Genomic DNA, 23,401 nt, shown 5'->3' with positions numbered 1-23,401 from the left:
CTTATTAAAAGGCAGTCTCAAACTACTGCCTTCTATCACCTTCTTAAAAATAAAATTGAACCAGATCACCTTCTGCTGTCGCTACTGAAATACAATCTTTCTCTATGCATTTCGCTTTTATTTTTTCTTGATTCACTTCAATCACACTCTTCTCAATATCTGGATAAGAAACTCGCAAATCTCCTCCACTCCTTGATAAAATGGTCAACTGTAAAAGTTTTTTATCCTCCCACCTCATGCTCACTTCAAAATGTCCACGTGCCACTAAGCCTGAAACATAACCTGTTGACCATGCATCGGGAAGGGCAGCTAGAGGTACCAGATAAGCTGCATGAGACTGGAGTAACATTTCTGCCATGCCACTAGTAGCACCAAAATTACCATCTATCTGAAAAGGAGGGTGACTACACCAAAGATTTAGCAAGGTGGATGTCTTTAACTGCTCTGCTAATAATTTATGGGCTCGATTGCCATCTCCTAGACGCGCCCAAAGATTGATCTTATTGGCCTTGGACCAGCCTGTGCCGCCATCTCCACGATCATTGAGGCTAGCACGCGCCGCTTCAAGATAGTCTTGTCCCTTATGACTAAAGAGATTTCCAGGATAGAGTCCCACCAGATGGGAAGCGTGCCGATGCTGGGCCTCCACTTTCTCATTTTGAAAATACTGCTCTTCCTCCTCATACCACTCCCTGATTCGACCAGATTGAGTGATTTGAATAGGATTAAGCAAGTCAAACTTCTCCTTGACCTCAGTCAACAAAGCCTCATTCAGTCCCAATTCCTGAGCAGCCTGAATAAAATCATGAAATAACTGCCAAATCAGAGATTGGTCATAGGTATTGCCAATCGAAATCGGCCCATGTTCTGGAGAATAAGACGGAGAAGACACCCAACGCTGCGCCTGCTGATCCTTATGTAAAAAGGCATTCCAAAAACGCACCGTTTCCCTCAACATGGGATAAATTTTTTCCCTGAGATAGTCTTGGTCCCTGTAAAATGAATAGGCCTCATAAACAGTTTGCATCATCCACGCATTGGCAGCTGGTGACCAACCCCAATAGTAATCCCAACCAGGTGCCGTCCAGCCAAAAGGAGTCGCTTGGGTATGGACTAACCAACCATTCTCTTCCCCTTTCTGAGAAACGATTCCTGCATACCTTGCAGCTGCTAGGCGACCATAGACACGCAAATCATCGATATAGTTGATGACTGGAAAAGCCGTCTCTAGGAGATTGGTAACATAGGCTGGCCAATAATTCATCTGCAGGTTGATATTCAGGTGATAGTCCGAATTCCAAGGAGGATTATCGACCGCATTCCAGACTCCTTGCAGGTTAGCTGGTAGCGAATCTGGGCAATCTCTAGAAGAACTAATCAATAAATACCGCCCATACTGGAAGAACAGTTCCTCCAAAGCCTGCCCTTCTTGTGGCTTATAATTTCTTAGCAACACATCTGTAGTAGAGGCGTCAACCTCAGCTTTCAAATCCAATTGAACACGCTGGAATAAGGCTTGGTAGTCCTCAATATGCCTTGATTTCAATCGAGTATAGCCCTTTTCTTTAGCTGTGTCCACCAAGTCCTTTACTTGCTGCTCTAAATCTAGTTTCTTGCGATAATTGCTAGCAGGATTTTGAGCAAAATCCGTCTTAGCCGCCAAGAAGAGATTAGCATAACTAGCCCCTGATATCTGAACCTTATCCGACCAGACTCTAATATCACCATCAGTTTGCCAAGCTAGACAGCCAGCAAACTGCAGATTATTATCCTTAACTCTTCCCTTCATCAAGATATGAGAATCAGTAATATCCAACTTACACTCCTTGTAATCAGATTTTTCCTGCTCATACTTTCCATCAGAAGCCAAATCACAGGTCAAAGATAGTTCTATAGTAAAATCTAGAGTTTCCAACCCTTCCTTAGTAAAATGTTGAACCAATAGATCATCTGGAAAACTCGCAAAGGCTTCACGTTCAAATCGCGTTCCCTTATAGGCATAAGAAGTCGTCTCAAGTGCCTTACTAATATTCAGCTGTCTCTGATAGTCCGTCACCTGAGACAAAGTTGTGCCTTGCTGGCTGAACTCAATGAAAATATCTCCAAAGGACAGATAGGTCCCATATTGACTCGTTTGGGGCCCAACTAGGTTCTGTTCAGCCAGTTCCTTAGCTCGATTGTAATCTCTCTTTTCCAAAGCCTGCCGAATCTCAGCTAAAAAGTTATGCTGATCTTGAAGATTTCCACCCTGATAATCTGAACTATCAGGAAGTGGACCTCCAGACCAGAGACTTTTTTCATTAAATTGAATCCGTTCAGCACCTATAAGCCCAAATACTTTAGCCCCTAAAGAACCATTGCCTATCGGTAAGGCCTCTTCTTCCCAACCCTTATATGTTGTTGATGCTGGTTGCTTGTAGACCAATACATAATCTTGTTTTTTATTCCTTATCATACTTCCATACTAACATAAAAAGCCTAGAAATCAATTCTAGACTTACATTTTTTTATTTTCCAAGGTAGTATTCAGAAACGACGTTCAATTTTTCGTCAAATTCGAATACCAATGGTGGGAAGTTAGGGATTTCCACGTCCATGATTTCGTCATCTGACAAACCTTTGATGTGTTTTACAAGGGCACGGATTGAGTTACCGTGAGCTCCTACGAATACGTTTTTACCATCTTTAAGAGCTGGAGCGATTTTATCTTCCCAGAATGGAAGGGCACGTTCCAAAGTCACTTTCAAGTTTTCAGCATCTGGGATTACTGAGTCGTCAAGTGAAGCATAACGACGGTCTGTGTGAGCTGAGTGCTCATCATCACGGTCCATGTTTGGAGGCAATACATCGTATGAACGACGCCAGATGTGAACTTGTTCATCACCAAATTGTTCAGCAGCTTCAGCTTTGTTTTTACCAGTCAAACCACCGTAGTGACGTTCGTTCAAACGCCATGATTTTTCAACTGGAACCCACAATTGGTCAGAAGCTTCAAGAGCCAAGTTAGTTGTTTTGATCGCACGTTTCAATACTGAAGTGTAAGCTTGGTCAAATTCGATACCAGCTTCTTTGATCAATTTACCAGCGTCAATCGCTTGTTGTGTACCTTTTTCAGACAAATCAACATCAGCCCAACCAGTGAAAAGGTTAGCTTTGTTCCATTCAGACTCACCGTGGCGAGCAAAAACCAATTTTACCATTAGATGGATTCTCCTTTAAATTTTCCGAGGTTTCCCCTCGTTTATCTATTCTATTTTACACAATTTTTCACAAAAAAGCTAGTCAAAACCAAAAAGGAAAGAGTTTCACACATGAAGAAACGAAACCTATCTTCATGTGCTACCCTAATTAGTAAATTTATTTTCCTCATCAAAAATTGAACTTCTAAAATCATCAGTTTTATCTAGATAAGCTTTGAAAATAGCTTTTTTAAGTTTGTAAACTTTACTACTTTCTTTTGGATATAATATTGAAGCATAATTAGTAGCATCCGCCTGAACCGCTTCTTTAATTATATTTCTTAACTTAGCAATACTATCAATAGTTATCGTCTCTTGACGTCCCCAATTATTAGGATTTATAAAGCTAATATTTGTTAAGTTATTAAATTTATTTTCTCGTTCTTTATACATAGCTTTTTTAAAATCAGCCCAAGATGAATACTGGTTATTAAATATCTTATTAAGCACTAATTTATCAGTTACCAATCCTACTTCTTTACCGTATGAATTAATTTTACTTCCATTAGCTTTCACTTCATTTTCATATTGGTTAGAAATATATGGTACCATACCTTCTTTATATCCTTTTGCAGCTAATAGTTCAAATGCCATACGACGAGCCATTAAATCACCCGGAGTCCCTTTATCACTACTTAAGGCAGAATATATTGGCGAGAAAAGATTGATTGTGTAGTATCCATTTCGTTTATACTCACCTTCATCAATATACCCTCTTCTTGTGATTATATCGTTTTCTATTAAACTATTGAAAGAGGTTAACTTATTAAGCTCATCAGGTTTTAATCTACGGACTACATTCGTTGCATAAACATCATTTCCATCAGGATCAGGTTTATACTCATTCTCTATTTTCCTTAATAGCTCACCTTTCTCATTGGCACCTAAGTTAACTACTGCTTCTCCTTCTAATTTTTCAAGTGTATAAACTAAATCGAATAAGTTATGCATATATTTACGCAAGTCTTCTGCATTATTAAATCGTTGAGTTGGATTTTTCACTTGTAGTCTATTAGCATTTTCCGCTTCATCATATTTCAATACAGAGTTTATCGTGATTGTTGCATCATCTGGATGATCGGGAGCTTGTAATAATCCTTTTGCATAAAACTCTGGTCCAAGCCCATTTCTTCTTCCATATCCTCCAAGATAAATTTCTCTATCTGAGTTATGTGTCATTTCATGAGTATATGTTACTGCGCCAGCCTTATCAAGCATACGATAAGCCATATAGTAGAACGCATCTCCCGTAGCATATGCTCCGTGTCCATTATGAACAACATTATTCCCCGCAGGACCGAAGAAATGTTTTATTGCTGGATGATCAGTTTCAAAATCTGCTTGACTAGTATTTTTATCTTTATCATTACCAAATCTGAAAGAATCATATACCAAAATACTTCTAAACAATTTGTCTTTATTTTTCGTATCTAGTATTTTGTACCAATAATCATAATGATCTCTAAAGCGTTTAGCCGCTTCTTTTGCATTATCTTCTACAAATTTATTTAATTTTTCTCCCTTAGGATATTCTGAACTTCTATATCTGTCATAGGCTCCAAATCCTATAGTTGAAATATTCGCTATCATAAACACTGATTTTTCAGGTAGTGTTAATAACGGTAACACCATACTTTGATATTTCCAAGAAGGGCTAGTTAATCTATCATATACTCCAATAGAATACTTCGTCCCTTCCTTAGATTGTTTTTCGCTTACTTCAGGAATTGTAGATTTTTCTTCTACTATATAAGCTTTAGATTGTTCTTTAAACCATTCGTTATTTGTTTTATTCGGCACTAAAACTTTTCTATATTTTTCCAATGCCTCAAATAAACTCTTAGTTCCATAATTTTTTGATAATAATACATTATAAGTAATTACATTATTTTTAGCTAATAAATTGTTAAATCCTGATTTACCTAGCTCAATAACATTATCTAATGCAGAACTATTAGATTTACCAAAGAAATCTAAATGATATAATACTAAATCTTTTGCACTTGCATTATCATATTTAAAATTATACCAACGTTCAAGATATGTTAAACCTAAAAGCAACGCCTCTTTATTATTCTTAATTTTTTCTACTACATAATTATCTATTATCGAATTATTATTTACAGCTATTGCCGCATCTGCAGAAAGAAGTTTTGATAAAGTATCTTCAATATTTGCTTTTGTTTTATCGAACTGTTCATCTAGATATAATTCTGTTAATTTTATATCATTAGAAATATCTAATACTTTTCTAACATCAGCTGAATTATATTGAACAGATTTCAGATCATTTAAAACAGATTTTACAATATTATTGTAATTATGTAATAACGTATTAGGTGTGTATATTAATTTTGTATTAGTTATTTCGTATTCTGCTACTTTAGAGAAATCTTGTAGATATTTTATATCTAATGTTTGAGAAGTATTATCTGAATAATGTAGTAACAACTTATTAATACTAGCTTTATGTTTATTAATATCAGAAATTACTTCTTTGTCATGCATTGAAACTACAGACACAAGATCCTTAGTATATAAAGCATTATTAGTATCCACTAAATTACCATACTTAACAATAGTCTCTCTGTTATAAAATGGCAGTAATTTTTCTATATTTTTATACACCCTTAACCTAGAAACATCAACATCTTTTAATTTACTATAATCCGTTCCATATTTAGAAGAGAAATTAAAGTCCTCAGTTTTAATATTATTTTTAGGAACAAGTTGAGCTTTTTTCACATTAATCTCATCCGCTTCTAGCACAGTTCCTCTTTGCTCTTCAGAATCTTTACTAAGTACTTCGTCATCTACTTGAACTACTTTTACCACCTTATTATTTTTATTACTATAAGTGTTAGTTGCTTTTATACCATTAAAATCATAACCAGCAATAGCATTACCGTTAGTAACATTGACATCGCTTAATACATCAGATAGTCGACCTGAATTTTCAACTTCACCTGAATTATCCCAAAGATTACCTACAACTCCTCCTACTTTACCAAAAGGCTTCACATTGTTAAGATTTCCTTCAACGTAACTATTACTAATTCTAGCACTTCTATCAACAACCCCAGCTATACCACCAACTGTTTGGTCCCCTTGATTAGCGTTTGTCGCCATATCGATAGATGAAATTGAGTTTTCTATTAAAGCACCAACACCTGAAAGTTTGCCAACTAAACCACCTATTTGATAAGTAGCATTTGTATTATAAGTATTTGTTATTCTACCTGTAAAACTACTATTAGAAATTGTAGAGTCAGTTACTTTTGAAACCAAACCACCAATGCTACGCTCACCAGCAATTACACCTGATGAATGAACATTTGTAATTGTAGTACCATTGTTCGCCTCTTTCGCTATTGTAGCAGCATCTTCTTTCAAAGAAACATTAGCTTCTTTTATTGAAAGATCTTGAATAGCAGCATGATTTAAAACTTTAAATAACGGTTTTTTCAAGTTATATATAGCATAGTTCTTATCATTGTTTGTACCTATTAATGTACCACTAAATTCTTGATTTATATAACTTTCTTGACCATCCGAAAGTTCTACTTCACGAGCATCCATAGTTGCTCCTAAACGAAACGTACCATGTAAATTTCTATTCATTGCTTCTACTAGATTTTTAAATGATGTATAAACTTCGTTTTCACTATTAATAGTTTTTGGTAAATAATAAGTATAATTTTCTACAGTACTATCATTTTCATGTTGAATTAAATCATTTGCTCGACCAACAATTTTATATACTTCTTGATTATCTCTTCTGACACTTGTAATACTTGAGACAGGTAACATCACATCTTTAAACTTCTCTGATTTTACTTTCATAAAGTAGTTACTAGGATTATTTGGAACCGTATCAAATGAGGTTACATGTCGATATTTATTATTTTCTACTGTAAATAATTCCACATTTGAAATATTCCTAAGCTCTAGTTTCTTGTCGACTTGTTTTTCTTCTGCTTTTGGTGCTGATTCTTCTTTTCCTGTAGATGTTCCTTCTGTTGACGCTGTTGGGTCTGATCCTACTTGTACAGCTGGTTCATCACCCTGTGGTTTTTCTGAATCTGAATTAGATGATTCTGAGTTTTCGTTCACAGTCGAAGCTTCAGTATTTTGTGAATTTGTTTCTTCTTTATTGCCTTCTGTTACTGAAGGTGATGACTCTGAATTACCTGAATCATTTGTAGCATCTACAGATGGAATAGTTGAAGTTTCTGACGTTGGTTCGGATTTATTTTCTTCTCCAGCTGGTTGTGTAGCTGGTAACCCACCTTCAGAGACAGTTTCTGAAGCCGGCTGTTCTTCTGTAACTGTTGTATCCCCTGCAGATGAATCTTCTTCTTTCGACTCTGATTCTGATGGTACTTCTGAAGCTGGGGTTGCCGCCTCTGGCTCTTCCGCTTTTGGTGCTGTTGCTGTTTCCGTAGTTGCAAGTTCTTCAGCTTCCGATGTTGAATCTGTTTCTTCTTCTACAGCTGGCTGCGTAGCTGTTGACTCCCCTTCAGAAGCAGTTGATGAAGATTCAGTTGAAGAAACTGAATCCTCCGCTTTACCTTCTTCTCCTAATTCTTTTGGTGCTGGGGTTGCTTCTGCTATTATTCCTGGTTCTTCATCTTCTTCCGTTGCTTCGGCTTTACCTTCTTCTCCTGCTGGTGTTGATTCCACAGTTGCAGATGTTCCTGGTTCTGCTGACTCTTCTGCTTTTGCTTCTTTTTCTGTTGCTTCTGGTGTTGTTACCGCTTCTTCTTTAGACTCAGCTGACGGTGTATTTGTTGCGCTATCTTGTTTTCCTGTCTCCTCAACAGAGGTTTCTTCTGCATTGCCTACTTCACTTGAAGTTGTAGCCTCTGTAGCTGCTTCTGTTGAAGCTGGGGTTTCTGGTTTTGATGGTGCTGGAGTTTCTTCTGCTGGTTGGCTTTGTTCTCCTGAAGTTGTAGCCTCTACCACTGGTGCTTCTGAAACTTCTGCTTTTGGTGTTGTTCCTGAAGCTTCTTCTGTTGAACCTAGAGTCGCTTCTGAACTTCCTTCCGCTGCTGGTGCACCTGTTGTAGCTACTTCTGAACCTGTTCCTGCTTCTTCAGTTTCTTTTACTTCATTTCCTGCTGTTGTTCCTGCTTCTTTTGGAGCTGGTTTCGCTGCCTCGGACTCTGTTACTTTTGGTTCCGGTGCTTCTGTTGCACCTGGTTGTTCTTCTTTATTTTCTGGAGTTGTAGGTGCTTCTGTTTTTGGTTCAGCCAATTCTGCTGACTCTGTTCCTGTTTCTCCTTCTGAAACTGTTCCTTCAGGTGTATCTTCTTTTGGAGTTGTAGGTGCTTCTGTTCCTGATTCTTCAGTTTCTTTTCCTGTTACTCCTGGAGTTACTTCTGAAGCCCCTTCTGTTCTTCCTGAAGCTCCATTTGCCACTAATTCTGTTGAATCTGGTGCTGATTCTGCTGTTCCTGTAAATGTTCCTTCAGGTGTTGATTCTGCTTCTTTAGGATCAGCTGGTTTTTCTACCTCTGGCGCTGATTCTGTTGGTGCTGGAGACACTGGTTTTTCTGCTTTTGGCGTTGTTACAGTTGGCTCTTCTGCTTTTGGTGCTACTGGAGCTTCTGTTTCTTCTTTAACTTCTGGGCTTGTCTCTGCTGGTGCTTCTGAAGCAGGTTCTTCACCTGATTCTTCCGCTCTTTCCACTACTGGTGCTGATACAGGCTGATAAACTAGGCTATAGTTCACAGTCATTTTTTCAACTTTCTCAGTGACATCTGTTAATTCAAAGGTAACAGCTTTTGTTTCCTGATCTTTCTTGAGCAAGACTTCGTAAGTGCGAACTTCGCCACTTGCACCACTTTCTTTGATGACAATCTTGTGTTTTGTGACTGTATCTGAAACCGTTTCAGCTTCAGTAAAGTACAATTCATTGTGTGGTAAGAATAAATTCTTGCCTGAAGCTTGATTCATTTCTTGGAGTACATCTACAGGGATATTGCTTGCTTCGCTGATAACACTTAATGTATCTCCCCACTTAATGACATACTTAAATAAATCACCTTCTTTTTGAAGGTCAGCTTTCACTTCCTCAACTGTTCTGGCTACCCAGACACCATCTTGTTCACTGGCTGATACAGTTGGGGCTAAAAAGCCCAGACCCAATAAAATCACACCTGTCGCAACAATTGCACCAGTTCTTAATTTTCTAAAGCCACGGAGGGACAAGCTTCCTCTAACATTTGTTTGTCTCATAATGTTTATTTTTCCTCACTAGTTTAAGAAATCGCAAGAAAAACAATCTTGCGATTTTAGCATACTTACTTTCTCCTAGTATTAGCAAAACCAATTCTCATTAAACTTTAGCATCTCACAAGAGAGATTATAAACTTGGAATAACTGATTTTTATATACTAGACGCATAGAGACTTTTCAACCTTACTTCTCTTCAAATCCTTCTGCGACTGCTTCTGCAAAGTTTTCTTCTACGATGCTTGCACAGTGGTCACAGATGACTGCCTGGTAGCTGCGTTCTGCTGTTGTTGGGTCAATACGACGGCAACGGTCACATACTTGGCCTGCAGCGCGTTCAACTGTGAAGGCAACATCTTCGAAGCTTACGGCAGCTTCTGGAGCTGGTCCTTCTGCGATGGTCAAGTCTGACACGATCAAAAGTTGAGCCACATTGCTGTTCACTGCTTCGAGTAGAGTTTTCACAACTTCGTTTGGATAAACTGTCAAGTGTGCTTCAAGCGATTTACCGATAACTTTGGCATTACGCGCTTCTTCCAAGGCTTTTTGAGCTTGTCCACGGAAGTCCATGAAGGAAGCCCATGTATCCAAGATTTCTTCTTGATTAGCAAAAGTTTGAGCCTCTGGTAATTCTGACAATTGAACGAAGTCTTCAGCTTCAAACTCAAGATATGACCAGATTTCTTCCGCAGTGTGAGGAAGGATTGGTGTCAAGAGTTTGGTGATTTTGACAAGAATGTCATAGAAAACAGTTTGCATTTGACGGCGTTCCACTGATTTGGCACCTTCAATGTAAACAACATCTTTAGCAAAATCAAGGTAGAAGGCTGACAAGTCAACGTTGATAAAGTTCACCAAGGCCTTGTAGATTGTCAAGAATTCAAAGTTTGCGTAAGCGTCACGAATGGTCTTGACAAGCTGGTTAAAGCGAATAGTCATGTACTTATCAACTGAACGTAGTTCTTCATAAGCTACTGAATCTTGAGCTGGGTTAAAGTCAGATGTATTGGCAATCAAGAAACGAAGGGTGTTACGAATCTTACGGTATGTTTCAGAGACTTGGCTCAAGATATCCATAGAGATACGTACGTCATTGCTTGAGTCAACACTTGTTACCCAGAGACGTAAGATTTCAGCACCAAATTGTTTTTCAACATCGCTTGGAGCAATGGTATTTCCAAGAGATTTAGACATCTTCTCACCTTTACCGTCAAGGGCAAAACCTTGTGACAAGATTTGTTTGTAAGGTGCTACGCCATGGTTGGCAACAGATGTGATGAGTGATGAGTTAAACCAACCACGGTATTGGTCAGAGCCTTCTAGGTAAAGGTCTGCTGGGTAAGTCAACTCAGGGCGGTTTACAACCACTCCATTCCATGATGAACCTGAGTCAAACCAAACGTCCATGATGTCTGTTTCTTTCTTGAACTCGCCATTTGGTGAGCCTGGATGAGTAAATCCTTCTGGCAAGAGGTCCTTAGCATCACGTTCCCACCAAATGCTTGAACCGTGTACTTCAAAGAGTTGAGCCACATGTTCAATGGTTTCAGCAGTCATGATAGCTGTACCATCTTCAGCGTAGAAGATAGGAAGTGGAACTCCCCAAGCACGTTGACGAGAGATGACCCAGTCGCCACGGTCACGAATCATATTGTAAAGACGAACTTTACCCCATTCTGAGTGGAATTTCACTTTTTCAATTTCGTCCAATATTTCTTGGCGGAATTTAGAAACTGAGGCAAACCATTGTGGTACTGCACGCCAGATGATTGGTTTCTTAGTACGCCAGTCAAATGGGTATGAGTGAGAGATTTCTTCTTGGGCAAGAAGGAGGTTAGCAAGTTTTTCAATAACAGTTGGAACTACCTTGTCATAGAATTGACCTTCAAACTCAGGACCGGCATTCTTCATCATGATACCACGTTCGTCAACAGTGACTGCAACTTCAAGACCATTAGCAATACCAACATTGTAGTCGTCCTCACCAAAACCAGGAGCTGTATGGACGATACCTGTACCAGAGTCAGTTGTAACGTGGTCACCAAGGATAACGAGTTCATCTACTGCAGTATCCCATGGATGTTCTGTCACGATGTGGTTGAGTTCTTGACCACGGTAAGTTGCCAAAACTTGAACATCAATCCAGCCAAATTTCTCAGACAAGCTGTTCAACAATTCTGCAGCAACGACAAACTTACGAGTTTCACCAGCAGGTTGAACCAAAACGTAATCAATATCCGCACCAACCGTCAAACCACGAGAAGCTGTGATGGTAAATGGAGTCGTTGTCCAGACAACGATATAAGTATCTGTATCTAGAACATCTTTGCCATCTTTTACCTTGTTGGCATAGTAAAGGGAAGTTGAAACCAAGTCATGGTATTCAATCTCTGCTTCAGCAAGGGCTGACTCAGATGACCAAGACCAGTAAACTGGTTTTGCACCACGGTAGATATAACCTTTATTAGCCATCTCACCAAAGACACGGATCTGGGCTGCTTCATAGTCAGGAGTCAAGGTCACATATGGATTTTCCCAGTCACCAGAAACCCCCAAACGTTTAAAGTCTTCACGTTGTTTATCTACTTGAGAAAGAGCGTATTCACGGCAAAGTTTCAAGTACTCAACCAAGTCCATTTCTTTACGTTTGACACCTTGTTTTGCCAAAACTTGCTCGATTGGCAGACCATGAGTATCCCAACCTGGGATAAATGGTGCGTAAAAACCTGACATTGATTTTGAACGAACAATGATATCTTTTGAAATCTTGTTCATAGCGTGTCCAACGTGGATATTTCCGTTCGCGTATGGAGGGCCATCATGCAAGGTGAAATGAGGTTTTCCTTGGTTCAATTCTTGACGACGTTGATAAAGTTTTGCATCTTCCCATTCCTTTTGCCAAACTGGTTCTTTGATAGGAAGACCTGCACGCATTGGGAAAGCTGTTTTCCCAAGATTAAGGGTATCTTTGAGTTTCATGGTATCTCCTTTATAAATAATAACAAATTAAAAACCACGACTGCCAAAAAGGACGAAAATCGTGGTACCACCTTTATTCGGAAAAAGATTTAGTCTTTCTCCCTCTTATCCCGTAACGTGGGGAACGTCAAATCTTACTAGATTCAGACTTGAGTTTTTGAGAGGATAATCTTATCAATAGGGATTACAGGACTCACACCATCTCCTGCTCGCTGGAAATATAAGGATAAGATATTGTTCTCACATTGTTTCTTATAAAATTGTAACGGATTCTTGCGGTGCTTCAAATCCTGGTGCTGAATCAAATGTTTCTGTAGCTGGTGTTGGAGCCGAAGGATGTACTGGAGCTACTTCTGGTTCTTCGTACATTGGACCAACTGGATGAGCAGGCTCTTCTTCCATTTGAGGACTCACTACAGGAGTTGGAGCTTCCACTTCCTGTTTAGCCTGAGCTTCAAATTCAGCCAATTCTTTATTGGCTGCCTCAATACGAGCCTGTAACTCTGCCATTTCTGCTTGAGAGAACTGACGTGTCATATCAATTGGTTCTTCCTCAATTGGAGCTGGAATCGGTTCTCCAAGTACTTCGCTAACCACTTCTTTAAAGGCTTCATCACTGGTTTGAAGATAAGTAGCTGTTGGACGGAGAATATCTTCCCAATCTGAAGATTCAACAATAGCTAACTGACTCTCAATTGTAGATTTGAGACGTTGGTGGAAGACACGGCTCTTGTTCTTCAATTCTTCTGTTTCAACAGCAACTTTCTTAGCATTGTCTGTTGCTTGACGAAGAATCTCGTTTGCCTTATATTTAGCTTCTTCCAACAAGCGTTGCGCATCTTGCTCTGCTTGATGAATGATATTGTTTGAACGTTCATGCGCCGCCTGTTTCACTCGCTCAGCTGTATCTTGGGCAATCAATACAGACTGGCTCAATGAATCTTTCATTTCGTCAAAGTAAGACAAACGCTCTTCTAAACTCTTAATACGCAAATCTTTATCATGATTCGCACGCACAAGATCTTCGTAATCACGAACCACAATATCTAAAAATTCATCGACTTCTTCTGGATCAAAACCTCTGAATCGAGTTCCAAAGGTTTTGTCCTTTATTTCTAATGATGTAATTGGCATTCTATTCCTCACTTACTTAATAATAACTGGACGGTTATTTTTTTCTTCTCTTTTTTCGTTTGTCCCTTATCTTGAAGCAATCTCAAGCGCCCAAATTTTCTCACACTAATCAAGTCTCCAACTTGAACAATATAATCTGATTTGTCTACCACATGATAATTTACTTGGACAAGTTTCTTTTCAATCAACTGGTTTGCTTGATTCCTAGATAGTTTCAAAACATTTGATAAAAGAACATCTAATCTAAAACTAGACACACATAAATCCAGCTCTCGATACTGTTCTAGCTTATCTATTTTCTCGGTGAAAGGACGGTCCTCCAGCGAAACGGGTATACGGCCAATTTTCTTTAATCCATCTTGAAATAGAAGAAGAAACTGCTGATTAATCATAATCTGCGCCCGTTCTTCATCTACTAGGATATCTCCAAAAAGTTTCCGTTCAATCCCTAATTGATTGATGACTGTCCCTAAAATCTTAGCATGCGTTAAGTGTTCAAATTTATTGGAATACACAATTTCTTGGAGAGATATTTCAAAATCTGAAAACTCTGGTTGGAAATAATATGGGTATAATAAAACTCGAACATACTCACTCGAGACGAATTCCCCACTACTGCTACAAGCAAGACCATAAGTTTTGGCCAAAATCTTTAATAGCTTCTCCTGATGAGGATTGATAAAAGGAGTTAAAAAAGGAGCATAGCTATCTTCTACTTTCTTTATCCACTCCATTCCCTTGTCAAGAAAGGGACGATCTTCTATGGAGAAATGCTGGTAAATCCCTTTATTCATCCTATCATCGCCAGAAAACGGACTAGGTTTTCTCCTAAAAATCGAATCAAAACAATCGCAACCCAAACAGATAAATCAAGACCTGCTATCTGTAAAGGCAGGCGTTGTAAGGGAGCAAGCACTGGTTTTACCAACGCTACAATCCAACGACCTAAACTTGATTCGTAGGCACCTGGAAACCAAGACATGACAGCAAAGGCCACCAAAATCAGGGAGTAAATATCCACTGCATTATAAATCATACGAATTAAAAAAATCATTATCGTACTCTATTTCGCTTCATATCAAAACCAAACTCACCCTGTTGATCTTCATCTGGTAAACGAATATCTTCAACATTGACAATAACATTCACTGGTGTCAACAGATACATGGTAGAAGCTACCTTTTTCAAATTTCCAGCTAAAACATGACAAGCTCCATCCAAATAGTCCAAACAACGACGGGCCTGTACCTCTGTCATATATTGAAAATCAATCAAGATACTTTCGTTGCCTGCCAATAAATCAACAATTTCTGTTGCGTCTTCATATTTTCTAGGATAACGAACATCTATAATGACCTTATCCGTTGCACGCTGACTCTGATTTGCCAATTCCTGTTGTCTTGCATGAAGTCTGGTAATATTGCTATCTTTTGCACCAGCAGACTGTGAAGGTTGATTCATTGGGAGAGCCGGTTCCTGTGAAGAATTTACTGGAGTAAACACAGGCTCATCTCTTTTTTCATAAGGGAGACTTGAATCCTCATCCTCCGTAAAATAATCTATAAATCTATCGAATCTATCTTTTAAAGACATGGTTCTCTCCTACTTAAAAAATGATGTACCTATACGAACAAAGGTGGAACCGAATTGAATCGCTTCTTTATAATCACGACTCATTCCCATACTTAACTCGGTCATAGGCATATTTGGAATTTGTTTTTCTTGGATTTCTTTTTGTAAATCTTGGGTTGCCTTGAAAATCTCTTTCAACTGCTCACTGCTAGCCTCAAAGGGTGCCATCGTCATTAAACCAACATATTCAATCTTATCTAGTCTGGCTAACTCTGGCAAGATTTCCAGCAGTTCCTCTCTCGAAAAGCCGTGTTTGCTTTCTTCTTTAGAAATATTTACCTGAAGGAAACATTTGATGACTCGGTCACTTCTTTTTTGAATTTCCTCTGCTAGCTTGACTGAATCCAAGGCATGGAAATAATCGACAAATTGTATGACATCTTTCACCTTACGTCTTTGCAAGGTACCAATCAAATGCCAAGTCACATCTCGATCTTTTAAAGCTTCATATTTTTCCAGAAACTTATCGACACGATTTTCACCGATATGATGAACACCTAGCGGAAGCAAGGCTTCCGCTGTCGGTATATCTACATACTTGGTAACTGCAATGACAGAGGCTGAACCACTCTCTCGATGAGCATTCAGACTAGCCTCTGCAACTTCTCGAAAAACAAGTTCTGTATTTTCTTTTACATTCATTTACTTAACGATTTTTGAAAAATGGAGGTGTATCCAATTCATCTTCATCTTGTGATGTTGGGACTTCAAAGCGTTCAACTGGAGAAACGACTGAGTCTGTTGTACGAACAATCGATTCACGGCGAAGATCCCAATCACCAAAAGCAGATGCCTGAGTTGGTTCCAAACGACGTGGATTTTGTTTTGGCAATTCAGCTGTTTCTGCCATATCAAAATGACGATCAAAGCCATGTGAATGAGCTGGTTTCACTGTCTCACGGTAGTTAGTAGTAGGTCTAGCTTGTGGAGCCACAACCTTTTCTACGCGGTCTTGACGAACACCCGTTGCGACAACTGTTACACGAATTTCATCACGCATACTTTCATCAATTGAAGTACCGAGCCAGATGTTCACTCCTTGACCTGCTGCCTGGTTCACAATTTGTGAAGCCTCTTCTGCCTCAATCAAGGTTAAGTCGAGCCCACCAGTAACGTTGACGATAACATCCTCAGCACCGTCAATTGTTGTTTCAAGAAGTGGAGAGTAAATTGCCTTACGCGCCGCTTCTACCACACGTTCTTCTCCACTACCGATACCAATCCCCATAAGAGCATTCCCTTTATTTGCCATCACCGTTTTCACATCGGCAAAGTCAAGGTTAATCAATCCTGGATTGGTAATCAAATCGGTAATTCCTTGAACACCTTGACGAAGAACGTTATCCGCTTCGCTAAGAGCCTCCAAGAGCGGTGTTTTCTTATCAACAATTTCAAGCAAGTTGTTGTTTGAAATAATCAATAGAGTATCTACATGCTCACGTAGTTGATTGATTCCTTCTACAGCAAATTGTCCACGCTTGCTTCCTTCAAAACCAAACGGACGTGTTACAACACCAACTGTAAGAGCACCTAAATCTTTGGCGATACGAGCAATAACAGGAGCAGCTCCAGTTCCAGAGCCTCCTCCCATACCAGCAGTGATGAAGACCATATCTGCGCCACTGATAGCTTCCGTCAGTGTTTCTTCGCTTTCTTCAGCAGCTTTACGACCAACCTCAGGTTGACCTCCTGCACCCAAACCACGAGTCAATTTAGGTCCCAACTGAATAACAGTCTCAGCTTTTGTACTGCTCAATGCTTGTACATCTGTGTTTGCTGCGATAAATTCTACACCTGTAACACCTTCGTCGACCATACGGTTGATGGCATTGCCACCACCTCCACCGACACCAATTACTTTAATCACTGCACCTTGAGCAGCAGCTGTATCAAATGAAAATGTCATAATTTATTTTTCCTCTTTATTCGTCAAACATGCTTCCGATCAAGCCACGGAAACGATCTGCTAATTTCGGTTTATTTTGTGAAGCTTGTTGGAAATCCGCCATTGGTTCTGTAGGCGCCACCGGCTCTACTTCTGGAGCTGGAGCTGGTTGAATAGGCGTTGATTGTACAAACTGAGCTGTCTTTTGCAACATCCCACCAAAGCTAATCGGCTGATGACTTAAGTCATTCTCACCTTTTATAGCTCTCTGAGCCAAAAGATTAACTTCTGTTAATTGACCCGCAAATTCTGATAAACTAATCACATGCGCAAAGGCTGGATTACGGATACCAACTTGATTTGGAACATAAAGCTTGACACGGACGCCAAAGACTTCCTGAGCAAGTTCAACCATACCCGGTAAAATGGCATTCCCACCGATTAAGACAATACCACCAGGGAGCTCCAATAGACGTCTTCTATCTAATTCTTGCTTAATTTGTTCAAGGATGTGCTTAATTCGTGCAGAAATAATTTCTGACAAGTAGGCTTCCGTCACTTCGACTGCTTCTACTTCTCCAATAACTTCTACTTGGAAGGTTTCTTTGCTTGCAAGAGGCGGATAGGCTTCCCCATAATTCAGTTTCAAGCCTTCCGCTAATTTGCGAGAAGTTTTCAAGACTTTAGAGATATCCTTAGTTACATAATCTCCGCCTTCTTGGAGAATATTGGTAAACTGGAGTTCTTGGTTACGGATTGTAGCGACAGTCGTTTGACCTGCCCCCATATCAATCACTGTAGCACCAAATTCACGTTCCCCTTCGTTCAAAACTGATTGAACCATTGCTAGTGGTGAAATGATAATATTTTCAACCTGAACACCTGCACGCTCAACCGTCTTACGCAAATTGTGCAAGATAGTACGAGGTCCTGTATAAAGCAAACCACGCATTTCAAGGCGAACCCCCATCATGCCACGTGGGTCACGAATCCCTTGGAAACCATCCACAATAAATTCTTCAGGAATAAAGGTAATGACTTCACGGTCAGGTGTCATACTCTTTGTCAAAGCTGATTTGACAACATTTTCAACATCTTGATCCGTAATTTCCTTGGTATCAGATGTTACTGGAATCATCCCTTGAGTTGGTTCTACCTGCAAAAGATTACCAGGCAAGCCGACATTCACTGATTTAATAGAAATGCCTGCCTTTTCTTCCGCTTGGGAAATAGCTGATTTGATAGCAGTTGCTGCTGCATCAATATCAACAATAATTCCATCCTTTACACCTTTACTTTTGGCATTACTCACGCCAATTACATTTAATTCACCATTTCTCTGCTCGGCTACAAGCACCTTGACAGAGCTTGTTCCAATATCTAGACCTGTAAAAAAGCCTTCTCTAGCCATTACATCGCATCCTCTCTATCTTCCAAGTTTCGCACTTCGTATTATTCCATAGCTAAACATAGGCATAGCTATTCACAGAATATTATAACACAAAAATTTTAATCGTGCTTGCTTTTTTCCTAAATTTCCCAGCCAATTTTTGAGTTTGTCTATTCAGAAATTCTTATTTTATAAGCTGCTTGTAAAAACTCTCTAAGATCAAAAAAGAAAGCTCATTTCTAAGCTTTCTTTGCGATCATTTTTTCTGCTTCTTGTTCTAAAAATAATTCCAAGATTTTCTTTGTCAACGTAATCGCTGCTGACAGGGCCAGGGAAACGATTAAATAATTGGCTACTAAGCCATGGTCTCCAACCAATGGTGGTTTTGTCAGGAATCCATAATCCCCACCTGTTACCAAATTGACCACAAAAATCAAGGCATTTAGGGCAAAGGTCATGAGAAAAATTCCCTTCACATCCAGTAATTGCGCATTATATTGTCTCAATAGATAAACTAGAGAGTTCCCCAAGAGTGCTAAATGCCCAAAAATAAAGGATAAAATGGTGATATGGGGGAAAGGATAGGCATCTGACACTGGATAAACAAAGGCTGCTAATGTCCCAAATGTTCCTAGTAATGCAAAATACTGCCTATATTTGGACTGACCAGGAAGCAAAAGCACCACAAACATAGCCATACGGCAATGGTAAAAGGGTAGGCTTTCTGACAGTGGCATATGATTGACCCAATACCAACCATAAAGGAGGATTAACTGAACGGCCTGTAAAATCTGGAAAAATCGTTGGTAAACCTTCTTTTCACGATAACGATAGGCTGTATAAAAGGTCAAAGCCAAGAGTGTAAATATACTGACATACCAAAAAAGGTCAAATTGGGGTGGCTCTGTTGCTTGGGTCGTAAAGAAAATATCCCATAAATTCATCTAGTCTTCCTCATGATTCAAAATTTTCCTGCATTTTATTATACCATGCTATTTGTCAAAAATGGATTTAGAAATACGATAATCATCTTCTTAGTCAAGATATTGCTCCCTCTGACCTTGATAAACCTGCCAAAGAAGCTCTATTTGCTCCTTGGTAATGCGTTTTTCAGATAAGTTCGGCAGTTGGTCAATGGCAAAAAATTGAAGGTCTGCAATTTCTTGATTTTCTTGGAATTGTCCATCGAGAAGCTTACATTCAAAAACAAACTTTGCATATTGCTTGCTCTGTAGTTGGAAACGATTTGTATCAAAAACTGCAAGTAACCTTTCAGCTTTTGCTGTAAAACCTGTTTCTTCTTCAATCTCCTTGAGAATATTTTCAGTTGGTGAATAACCGACCTCGCCAAAGCCACCTGGCAAAGCCCAATCATTCTCTCCTTGTCCCCTAACCAGACAAATTTTTTCATCCTCAACTATCCAAGCACGGACGTCCATTAACGGAGTCGCATAAGCAGAAGTTGGCTTCAAGACTTCTGCCACTTCTTCGGCATCAAGGTCTGATGCTTGATTCAACATTTCTCCTAACAGACTTCGCAAGTCTTCGTAGCGCTCACGGTCAAAAGGATCTTTTGTAAAGGTTAATCCAGTATCTGTAATGGCAATCATTCTTTGCAAATACTTGACAAAATTACTTGTCTTCAGTTTCTAAACATTCTACCAACTTGGCTAGATTCATAGAATTGGAGCCTTTGAGTAGGATTTGGTCATGCACTCCTAGGCTTTCCTTAACCTGCTTGACTAGGTCTTCAAATTGGTCTTGGTCTTCTGTTGTCTTGAAGTAGTAAACGTGGCCGATTGGGAACATTTGACTGGCCAATTGAGCTAATTCAGCAATGTCTTCTCCATAGAAAATAACGGTATCCAGCACATCTGGCGAAAGACTCAAAATCATCTGGTTATGAAGTTGAACAGACTGGTCACCAAGTTCCTTCATATCCGCCAAGACAGCGATTTTCTTGCCGCCTTCGTTGGCTGGAATGGCAGAGAAAGTCTCTAAAATCAGCTTCATAGCAGTTGGATTGGCATTGTAAACATCTGATAGGATATCTGCTCCATTGGCTGCTTTCTTCCACTCGGTACGGTTACGCGTCAATTCAAGATTTTGGAAGGCCTGACGAATTTGCTCCTCTGAAACTCCTTCTTGTAGGGCAACATAGGACGCAATCATAGAATTGGTGGCATTGTACTTACCTGTCACTGGCAAGTCAAGGGCTTGTTCCAAGAAATTAGCTTTAAAGGTCAGACTATCCTTGCGCTCAACCAAGTCTGTAATTTCCAGCTCTGCTCCTTGCCCAAAACGAACTACCTTTTTATCAGCTGGCAAATAGGCCTCTACAATCGGGTCAGCTGGTGCCAAAAGCAAAGAACCCGATACCATACCATCTGCAATTTGCATTTTTCCTTTGGCAATTTCCGAACGGTCTTTGAAAAAGGCCAAATGGGCTTCTCCAACCAAGGTCACGATGGCTGTTTTTGGACGAGCCAATTCTGACAAGAGATGAATATCTCCCAAGTGATCCTGTCCCATCTCCAAGACCAACTTTTCTGTTCCTTCAGGCATATGGAGAACTGTGTAAGGAAGGCCAATCTCGTTGTTGTAGTTGCCTTGTGTTTTGTAGGTTTTGTAGGTTGTTGATAGCAAGTGCGCCAACATATCCTTGGTGGTTGTCTTGCCATTTGAACCCGTAACCGCAAAGACATCAACAGCCGTTTTTTCAAGATAGTAGGCAGCTAGGGTTTGAAAGGCAGTCAAAACATCATCTACTAAAAGGTACGGATGATTTGAGACCTCTTTCTCAGACAGGGTTACTACTGCACCATTTTCAAAGGCTGTTTCGATAAAGTCATGACCATCACGCGCACCTTTAAGTGGCACAAACAAGTCCCCTGTCCCAATCAAACGACTGTCAAACTCAGGCTTTTCTAACTGAGCATCCTCAAAAAGACTAACATCATTTTTAGCTCCAACAGCTTGGGCAACTTCGTGAATTGTAAGTTTCATTTCTACTCCTTTAAAAAGGGTTGAAGTCCGAGAACTCTAATCACCTTAAAGTGATGGTTCTGGCTTCTACCCTCTCTTTCATTTTTATAGCAAATGCGCTTCGCGCTTGTCAAAACTTTCCTTGGCAAGTTCAACCAAACGCTCGATTAGGTCTGGGTAGGTGATCCCCATATTGTCCCAAAGTAATGGGTACATAGACCACTGGGTGAAGCCTGGCATAGTATTGAGCTCGTTTAGGAAAATCTCTCCCTTATCTGTATAGAAGAAATCGCAACGAGATAGACCAAGGCCACCAATGGCACGGAAGGCCGTCTCTGCATTTTGACGCATGACAGCTACCACATCATCACTGATTTTAGCTGGGATATCCATGGTAATCTTGTTATCAATATACTTGGCATCGTAGTCATAAAAGGCAACATCCTTAACCACTTCTCCTGGAAGGGTGCTTTTGACATCGTAGTTGCCCAGTAGACCAACCTCGATTTCACGGGCATTTACCCCTTGCTCTACCAAGACACGGCTGTCATATTGGAAGGCAAGTTTCAAGGCTTGACGGAGCTCTTCTTGATTTTCAGATTTTGAAATACCGACACTAGAACCCATGTTTGACGGCTTAGTGAAGACTGGATAAGTCAATTTTTCTTCCACTTCAGCAATTTTAGCAGTCACATCATCCCCTTCAACGATAGCCACATAAGGAACTTGGGCAATACCAGCAGATTCCAGAACACGCTTGGTAGTGATTTTATCCATGGCAAGGCTAGATGACAAGATATTACATCCGACATAAGGCATTTTCAAAACTTCCAAGAATCCTTGAACAGAGCCATCTTCTCCCATCGGACCGTGAAGAACTGGAAAGAGCACTGCACCTTCTTCGTAGATGGCACTTGGTGCAACTTTCTTATCCCAATCAATGGTTCCATTGGTCATGAGACGGTCCTCTTGCCCTGGAGTCTGACTAAATTCCTGTGTTTTGATAAAGTCACCTGACTGACTGATAAAGAAAGTCTTAACTGTGAAACGATCATAATTGACCGCACGCATGACACTCTCAGCTGAAAGGACAGAGACTTCGCGTTCCGCACTCCGTCCACCATATAAAAGAATAATCGTTTGTTTCATATTATTTGTCCTAATTCTACTAGAATACTCGCTCTTTAGTATATCATATTTGCTTGTTTTTTTAAACTTGAACCTGCTCCTACTCATCACACTATACAAAAAGAGGCCGATAGGAACGATTTTCAGCCTCTTTGATTTTTTATAAATGAATGGAGTTCGTAAATTTGTCTACACTTACAACTCTGTTCGATTTTCAATAGCCCGTAAGAGTGTGACTTCGTCCGCATACTCGATATCTGCTCCCACAGCAAGGCCTCGTGCCAAGCGCGTAACCTTGATCCCAGCTGGCTTGAGTAAGCGGGAAAGATACATGGAAGTCGCTTCCCCATCTGCTGTGGCATTGGTTGCTACGATTACCTCTGAAACTTCACTATCCATAAGACGAGTCATAAGGCTCTTGAGATTGATATCATCTGGACTAATGCCATTCATAGGAGAAATGAGGCCATGCAGGACATGATAAAGTCCATGGTATTCTTGGATATTTTCCATGGCCGCCACATCCCGACTATCCTCTAGCACCAAAATCGTTGTCTGGTCACGAGTTGGATCGGTACAAATAGAGCAAGGATCGTCATCAGTCAGGCGACCGCAGATGGAACAGTAGGTCAGCTCTCTCTTCGCAGAAAGGAGATTTTTAGCAAATTCATTGACATCGTCATCAGACATTCCAATCGTATAGAAGGCCAGACGTGTAGCCGTCTTAATCCCGATACCCGGTAACTTAGAATAACTGTCAATTAGCTTAGCAATAGGTGTTGGATAAAGCAT

Annotated in this window: 16 protein-coding genes; all 16 read right to left on the bottom strand. The window is 39.9% G+C overall.

Annotated features, from left to right (window positions below):
• Positions 1–43 precede the first annotated feature (43 nt).
• The gene (locus tag HT679_RS01270; protein WP_173212439.1) at positions 44–2,455 is read right to left on the bottom strand and encodes a glycoside hydrolase family 95 protein; all 2,412 of its coding nucleotides are present in this window, start codon (positions 2,453–2,455) and stop codon (positions 44–46) included.
• Between the two features lie 52 nt (positions 2,456–2,507).
• Positions 2,508–3,200, bottom strand: coding sequence for a phosphoglycerate mutase (locus HT679_RS01265; RefSeq protein ID WP_000240129.1), 693 nt, complete (start codon positions 3,198–3,200; stop codon positions 2,508–2,510).
• A gap of 144 nt (positions 3,201–3,344) precedes the next feature.
• The gene (locus HT679_RS11215; RefSeq protein ID WP_240149561.1) at positions 3,345–9,479 is read right to left on the bottom strand and encodes a ZmpA/ZmpB/ZmpC family metallo-endopeptidase; all 6,135 of its coding nucleotides are present in this window, start codon (positions 9,477–9,479) and stop codon (positions 3,345–3,347) included.
• A 183-nt stretch (positions 9,480–9,662) separates the two neighbouring features.
• A complete protein-coding gene (gene ileS, locus HT679_RS01255) occupies positions 9,663–12,455 on the bottom strand; it encodes an isoleucine--tRNA ligase (RefSeq protein WP_173212437.1) in 2,793 nt (930 codons plus the stop codon).
• A gap of 252 nt (positions 12,456–12,707) precedes the next feature.
• On the bottom strand, positions 12,708–13,589 hold the full coding sequence (locus HT679_RS01250; RefSeq protein WP_345890087.1) for a DivIVA domain-containing protein: 882 nt from the start codon (positions 13,587–13,589) through the stop codon (positions 12,708–12,710).
• Between the two features lie 8 nt (positions 13,590–13,597).
• Entirely contained in the window at positions 13,598–14,383 is a 786-nt protein-coding gene (locus HT679_RS01245; protein WP_173212435.1) for an RNA-binding protein, read from the bottom strand.
• On the bottom strand, positions 14,380–14,643 hold the full coding sequence (locus HT679_RS01240; RefSeq protein ID WP_000576512.1) for a YggT family protein: 264 nt from the start codon (positions 14,641–14,643) through the stop codon (positions 14,380–14,382). Before HT679_RS01240 ends, HT679_RS01245 begins: the two co-directional genes overlap by 4 nt.
• Positions 14,643–15,182, bottom strand: a complete 540-nt coding sequence (locus tag HT679_RS01235) for a cell division protein SepF (RefSeq protein WP_050256853.1) — start codon at positions 15,180–15,182, stop codon at positions 14,643–14,645. The genes HT679_RS01240 and HT679_RS01235 overlap by 1 nt, the downstream gene beginning before the upstream one ends.
• 9 nt (positions 15,183–15,191) lie before the next feature.
• Entirely contained in the window at positions 15,192–15,863 is a 672-nt protein-coding gene (locus HT679_RS01230; RefSeq protein ID WP_173212433.1) for a YggS family pyridoxal phosphate-dependent enzyme, read from the bottom strand.
• A gap of 4 nt (positions 15,864–15,867) precedes the next feature.
• Positions 15,868–17,127, bottom strand: a complete 1,260-nt coding sequence (gene ftsZ, locus HT679_RS01225; RefSeq protein WP_173212431.1) for a cell division protein FtsZ — start codon at positions 17,125–17,127, stop codon at positions 15,868–15,870.
• Positions 17,128–17,143: 16 nt separating this feature from the next.
• Positions 17,144–18,517 (bottom strand): cell division protein FtsA, encoded by a 1,374-nt coding sequence (gene ftsA / locus HT679_RS01220; protein WP_050079038.1) that lies wholly within the window; start codon positions 18,515–18,517, stop codon positions 17,144–17,146.
• Between the two features lie 218 nt (positions 18,518–18,735).
• Positions 18,736–19,440, bottom strand: coding sequence for a TIGR02206 family membrane protein (locus tag HT679_RS01215; RefSeq protein WP_173212428.1), 705 nt, complete (start codon positions 19,438–19,440; stop codon positions 18,736–18,738).
• Positions 19,441–19,530: 90 nt separating this feature from the next.
• Complete coding sequence (locus tag HT679_RS01210; protein WP_173212509.1) at positions 19,531–20,142, bottom strand: NUDIX hydrolase; 612 nt, start codon at positions 20,140–20,142, stop codon at positions 19,531–19,533.
• The gene (gene murF / locus HT679_RS01205; RefSeq protein ID WP_173212426.1) at positions 20,129–21,502 is read right to left on the bottom strand and encodes a UDP-N-acetylmuramoyl-tripeptide--D-alanyl-D-alanine ligase; all 1,374 of its coding nucleotides are present in this window, start codon (positions 21,500–21,502) and stop codon (positions 20,129–20,131) included. The genes HT679_RS01210 and murF overlap by 14 nt, the downstream gene beginning before the upstream one ends.
• Before the next feature lie 84 nt (positions 21,503–21,586).
• Complete coding sequence (locus HT679_RS01200; RefSeq protein ID WP_173212424.1) at positions 21,587–22,630, bottom strand: D-alanine--D-alanine ligase; 1,044 nt, start codon at positions 22,628–22,630, stop codon at positions 21,587–21,589.
• 174 nt (positions 22,631–22,804) lie between these two features.
• Entirely contained in the window at positions 22,805–23,401 is a 597-nt protein-coding gene (gene recR, locus HT679_RS01195) for a recombination mediator RecR (RefSeq protein WP_000966754.1), read from the bottom strand.

It is taken from the genome of Streptococcus sp. 4886 (assembly GCF_013276485.1).
Lineage (GTDB): Bacteria > Bacillota > Bacilli > Lactobacillales > Streptococcaceae > Streptococcus.
The sequence above is the reverse complement of the archived record's forward strand: the minus strand, read 5'-3'. Positions and strand labels throughout refer to the sequence as shown.

Excerpts from the sequence above, each read along its gene's own strand:
- HT679_RS01245 (WP_173212435.1), bottom strand. The coding sequence starts at position 14,383 with ATGAATAAAGGGATTTACCAGCATTTCTCCATAGAAGATCGTCCCTTT.
- ileS (WP_173212437.1), bottom strand. The coding sequence starts at position 12,455 with ATGAAACTCAAAGATACCCTTAATCTTGGGAAAACAGCTTTCCCAATG.
- murF (WP_173212426.1), bottom strand. The coding sequence starts at position 21,502 with ATGAAACTTACAATTCACGAAGTTGCCCAAGCTGTTGGAGCTAAAAAT.
- ftsA (WP_050079038.1), bottom strand. The coding sequence starts at position 18,517 with ATGGCTAGAGAAGGCTTTTTTACAGGTCTAGATATTGGAACAAGCTCT.
- HT679_RS01270 (WP_173212439.1), bottom strand. The coding sequence starts at position 2,455 with ATGATAAGGAATAAAAAACAAGATTATGTATTGGTCTACAAGCAACCA.
- HT679_RS01265 (WP_000240129.1), bottom strand. The coding sequence starts at position 3,200 with ATGGTAAAATTGGTTTTTGCTCGCCACGGTGAGTCTGAATGGAACAAA.
- HT679_RS01235 (WP_050256853.1), bottom strand. The coding sequence starts at position 15,182 with ATGTCTTTAAAAGATAGATTCGATAGATTTATAGATTATTTTACGGAG.
- ftsZ (WP_173212431.1), bottom strand. The coding sequence starts at position 17,127 with ATGACATTTTCATTTGATACAGCTGCTGCTCAAGGTGCAGTGATTAAA.
- HT679_RS11215 (WP_240149561.1), bottom strand. The coding sequence starts at position 9,479 with ATGAGACAAACAAATGTTAGAGGAAGCTTGTCCCTCCGTGGCTTTAGA.
- HT679_RS01240 (WP_000576512.1), bottom strand. The coding sequence starts at position 14,643 with ATGATTTTTTTAATTCGTATGATTTATAATGCAGTGGATATTTACTCC.
- HT679_RS01230 (WP_173212433.1), bottom strand. The coding sequence starts at position 15,863 with ATGAATGTAAAAGAAAATACAGAACTTGTTTTTCGAGAAGTTGCAGAG.
- recR (WP_000966754.1), bottom strand. The coding sequence starts at position 23,401 with ATGCTTTATCCAACACCTATTGCTAAGCTAATTGACAGTTATTCTAAG.
- HT679_RS01200 (WP_173212424.1), bottom strand. The coding sequence starts at position 22,630 with ATGAAACAAACGATTATTCTTTTATATGGTGGACGGAGTGCGGAACGC.
- HT679_RS01250 (WP_345890087.1), bottom strand. The coding sequence starts at position 13,589 with ATGCCAATTACATCATTAGAAATAAAGGACAAAACCTTTGGAACTCGA.
- HT679_RS01215 (WP_173212428.1), bottom strand. The coding sequence starts at position 19,440 with ATGAATTTATGGGATATTTTCTTTACGACCCAAGCAACAGAGCCACCC.